This window comes from uncultured Limimaricola sp., from assembly GCF_964022235.1.
In the GTDB taxonomy this organism is placed as follows: Bacteria; Pseudomonadota; Alphaproteobacteria; order Rhodobacterales; family Rhodobacteraceae; genus Limimaricola.
Window position 1 is genome coordinate 1 of sequence record NZ_CAXHZL010000022.1, and the last position, 4,089, is coordinate 4,089.

General features: G+C 67.3%; 3 protein-coding genes. All 3 read left to right on the forward strand.

Annotation, left to right across the window (positions count from 1 at the left end):
* Positions 1-1,205, forward strand: a 1,205-nt coding sequence (locus AADJ02_RS18150) for an ABC transporter substrate-binding protein (RefSeq protein ID WP_341214414.1), incomplete at its 5' end; no start/stop codon positions are given.
* A gap of 93 nt (positions 1,206-1,298) precedes the next feature.
* The gene (glpK, locus tag AADJ02_RS18155) at positions 1,299-2,804 is read left to right on the forward strand and encodes a glycerol kinase GlpK (RefSeq protein WP_341214415.1); all 1,506 of its coding nucleotides are present in this window, start codon (positions 1,299-1,301) and stop codon (positions 2,802-2,804) included.
* Entirely contained in the window at positions 2,801-3,940 is a 1,140-nt protein-coding gene (locus tag AADJ02_RS18160; protein WP_341214416.1) for an iron-containing alcohol dehydrogenase, read from the forward strand. The genes glpK and AADJ02_RS18160 overlap by 4 nt, the downstream gene beginning before the upstream one ends.
* Positions 3,941-4,089 lie beyond the last annotated feature (149 nt).

The window sequence follows — 4,089 nt, forward strand, 5'->3', positions numbered from 1 at the left end:
ACGGCAAGCTCTACCAGCTGCCCGACCAGCAGTTCGCCAACCTCTACTGGTTCCGTCAGGACTGGTTCGCGGATGAGAAGAACATGGCCGACTTCAAGGAGCAGTTCGGCTACGACCTCGGCGTGCCGGTCAACTGGTCGGCCTATGAGGACATTGCGGAGTTCTTCACCGGACGCGACCTGAGCCACATGGACGTGTCGGGCGAGGTGTTCGGCCACATGGACTACGGCAAGAAGGACCCCAGCCTCGGCTGGCGTTTCACCGATGCGTGGATGTCGATGGCCGGCATGGGCGACAAGGGCGAGCCCAACGGCCTGCCGGTCGACGAATGGGGCGTGCGCGTCAACGAGAATAGCCAGCCCGTCGGCTCCTGCGTGGCGCGCGGCGGTGCGACCAACTCGCCCGCGGCCGTCTATGCGATCGAGAAATACACTGACTGGCTGCAGAAATACGCGCCGCCTGCCGCCGCCGGCATGACCTTCTCCGAATCCGGCCCCGTGCCCGCCCAAGGCCAGATCGCGCAGCAGATGTTCTGGTACACCGCCTTTACCGCCGACATGGTGGGCGACGGTGCCGCGGCCGTGCTGAACGAGGACGGCAGCCCGAAGTGGCGCATGGCTCCCTCGCCGCATGGCGCTTACTGGGAGGACGGCATGAAGGTCGGCTATCAGGACGCCGGGTCTTGGACGCTGATGGAATCGACCCCAGTGGATCGTGCCAAGGCGGCTTGGCTCTATGCCCAGTTCGTTACCTCGCAGACCGTCGATGTCGAGAAATCCCACGCTGGCCTGACCTTCATCCGCGAGTCGACCATCCAGCACCCGAGCTTCACCGAGCGCGCGCCGAGCCTTGGCGGCCTCGTGGAGTTCTACCGCTCGCCCGACCGGGTGCGGTGGTCGCCCACCGGCACCAACATCCCCGACTATCCCAAGCTGGCACAGCTCTGGTGGCAAAACATCGGCGACGCCTCCTCGGGCGCCAAGACCGCGCAAGAGGCCCTCGACAGCCTGTGCGAGCAGCAAGAGCAGGTGCTCGAGCGGCTTGAGCGGGCTGGTATCCAAGGCGATCTCGGCCCGGTGATGAACGAGCCGCAGGATCCGCAGTACTGGCTCGACCAGCCCGGCGCACCCAAGCCCAAGCTGGAGAACGAGGACCCCGAGCCCGAGACCATCAGCTACGAAGAGCTGATCTCGTCTTGGCAGTAAGGCCTTGAACCACCGGGGCCCTCGGGCCTCGGCTCCCGCGCCGCGGAGCCTACCCCTCCGTGGCGCGCCCTTTTCCCGAGACACGAGCCCCAGATGACTCACATCCTTGCCATCGACCAAGGCACCACCTCGAGCCGCGCCATCCTCTTTGACGCCGAGATGAAGATCGTCGGTCTGGCGCAGGAAGAATTTCCGCAGCACTATCCCGACAGCGGCTGGGTCGAGCATAACCCGGACGACCTCTGGAACTGCACGCTCAAGGTCTGCCGCGAGGTGCTGAAGACCACCGGAATCGTCGCCAGCGACATTTCGGGCATCGGCATCACCAACCAGCGCGAAACCACGCTGGTCTGGGAGCGCGACACCGGTCGTCCGATCCACAACGCCATCGTCTGGCAGGATCGCCGCACCGCCGCCTTCTGCCGCGACTGGCGTGAGCGCGGCGACGAGGAGGTGGTCACCACCAAAACCGGGCTGATCATCGATCCCTATTTCTCGGGCACCAAGCTCAAATGGATCCTCGATCATGTCGACGGTGCGCGCGACAGGGCGCGCCGGGGCGAGCTTCTGTTCGGCACCGTCGATACATGGCTGATCTGGAACCTCACCGGCGGCGCGGTGCACGCGACCGACGCCACCAATGCCTGCCGCACCATGCTTTACGACATTCACAAGGGCGGCTGGAGCAGCACCATCTGCGGCATGCTCGACATTCCCATGGAGATGCTGCCCGAGGTGCGCGACTGCGCCGATGATTACGGTACCACCGATCTCCTAGGCGCCCGGGTCCCGATCTTGGGCGTCGCGGGCGACCAGCAGGCGGCGACGCTCGGCCAGGCGTGCTTCGAGCCGGGCATGCTGAAATCCACCTATGGCACGGGCTGCTTCGCACTGATGAACACCGGCGAGACGCCAGTGCGCTCGACCCACCGGCTCTTGACTACAGTGGCCTATCAACTGGACGGCAAGCCGACCTACGCGCTCGAAGGGTCGATCTTCATCGCAGGCGCCGTGGTGCAATGGCTGCGCGACGGGCTTGGCCTGATCGAAAAGGCCTCCGAAACCCAAGGCCTAGCCGAGGCATCGGACCCGCAGCAGCGCGTCATCATGGTCCCTGCCTTCACCGGGCTGGGGGCGCCCTACTGGGATGCGGAGTGTCGCGGCGCCGTCTTCGGCCTGACCCGCAACACCGGCCCGCGCGAAATGGCGCGCGCCGCTTTGGAAAGCGTCGGCTACCAGACCCGCGATCTTCTGGAGGCGATGCGCGCCGATTGGCAGGGCGAAGGCGACGCCGCGACCTTGCGCGGCAGCGAAGAGGCAACCCTTCGAGTTGACGGCGGCATGAGCGCCAGTGACTGGACCATGCAGTTCTTGGCCGACATCACCGACGCCCCCGTCGACCGCCCCGAGATCACCGAGACCACGGCGCTGGGCGTTGCCTGGCTCGCGGGCATGAAGGCGGGGATCTATCCCGACATGGAGGGCTTCGCGGCGGGCTGGAAGCTGGATCGCAGTTTCGCGCCCGCCATGGACGAAGAGACGCGCGAGACGGGCTACGCCGCCTGGCGCCGCGCCGTGGACGCGACGCGCTCGGTATGACCGGCTTCGACATCCTCACCGCGGGCCGGGTGATCTTCGGGCGCGGCCGAATGGCCGAGGCGGCAAAGGCGATCCGCGCGCGCGGCACCCGGGTGCTGCTGCTGCGGGGCAGCCACGCCGCCGCTGACCGCCTTGCCACCGATCTGCGCGGGCTCGGGGCCGAGGTCGAGGAGGTCCGCCAGAGTGGTGAGCCGGTGCTGGACGATCTCGAGGCTGTGGTGGCACAAGGCCGCGATCTGCGGATCGACGTCGTGGTGGCGCTGGGCGGTGGTTCCGCCATTGATATGGGCAAGGCGGCGGCGGCGCTGATCCCGGCCCCGCACCCGGCGATGACCTATCTCGAGGTGGTGGGGGAGGGGCGTCCGCTCGACGCGGCTCCCTTGCCCTTCATCGCCCTGCCGACCACCGCGGGCACCGGCGCCGAGGTCACCAAGAACGCGGTGATCGGCGTGCCCTCCCATGGTCGAAAGGTGAGCCTGCGCGACGACCGGATGCTCTCCGATCTGGCGATCGTCGATGCGGCGCTGACCGATGATGCGCCACGTGGCGTGACGCTGGCCTCCGGGCTCGACGCGGTGACGCAGGTGATCGAGCCATACCTGTCGTGCCGCGCCACCCCCTTCACCGACGCGCTGTGCCGCGATGCGATTCCACGCGGGCTGACGGCGCTGTCGCGACTGATGCAAGTCGAGGATGCGACGGCGCGCGACGATCTCGCCCTCACCAGCCTGTTCGGCGGGCTGGCACTGGCCAACGCGGGCCTGGGCGCGGTGCACGGCTTTGCGGGCGTGCTGGGCGGACAGACCGGTGCTGCGCATGGGGCGCTTTGCGGGCGGTTGCTGCCAGGCGTGCTGCGCGCCAACGCGCGGGCCGTGGCAGGGCAGGGGGGCGACACGACCCGTCACCAAGAGGTCGCTGCCTGGATCGGTGCGGCATTGGGCAAGGTGAGCGATCCGGTCGACATGCTGGAGGCGCGCATCGACGGCTGGGGTCTGCCACGATTGGCGGCGATGGGCGTGTCGGCCTCCGAGATCCCTGCGCTGGCCGAAGCCTCGCGAACCTCCTCCTCCATGCGCGGCAACCCTGTTGAGCTGCGTGGAGAGACGCTGGAAGCGATCCTGCGCGATAGCCTGTAGGGGTGTCAGCTCGGCCACGAATGCTGTTTTTTCGGGCGGTACGAACTTTTTCCGAAGATCGGGCGTTTTTGCTGTTGCGACTCGCGTGCCCTACCCCTAGATAGCCCCTCACCGGCGGCGCAGAGATGCAGCGTTGGTGAGAAATTCCG

Coding starts and splice junctions, on each gene's coding strand:
- AADJ02_RS18160 (WP_341214416.1), top strand. CDS start 2,801: ATGACCGGCTTCGACATCCTCACCGCGGGCCGGGTGATCTTCGGGCGC.
- glpK (WP_341214415.1), top strand. CDS start 1,299: ATGACTCACATCCTTGCCATCGACCAAGGCACCACCTCGAGCCGCGCC.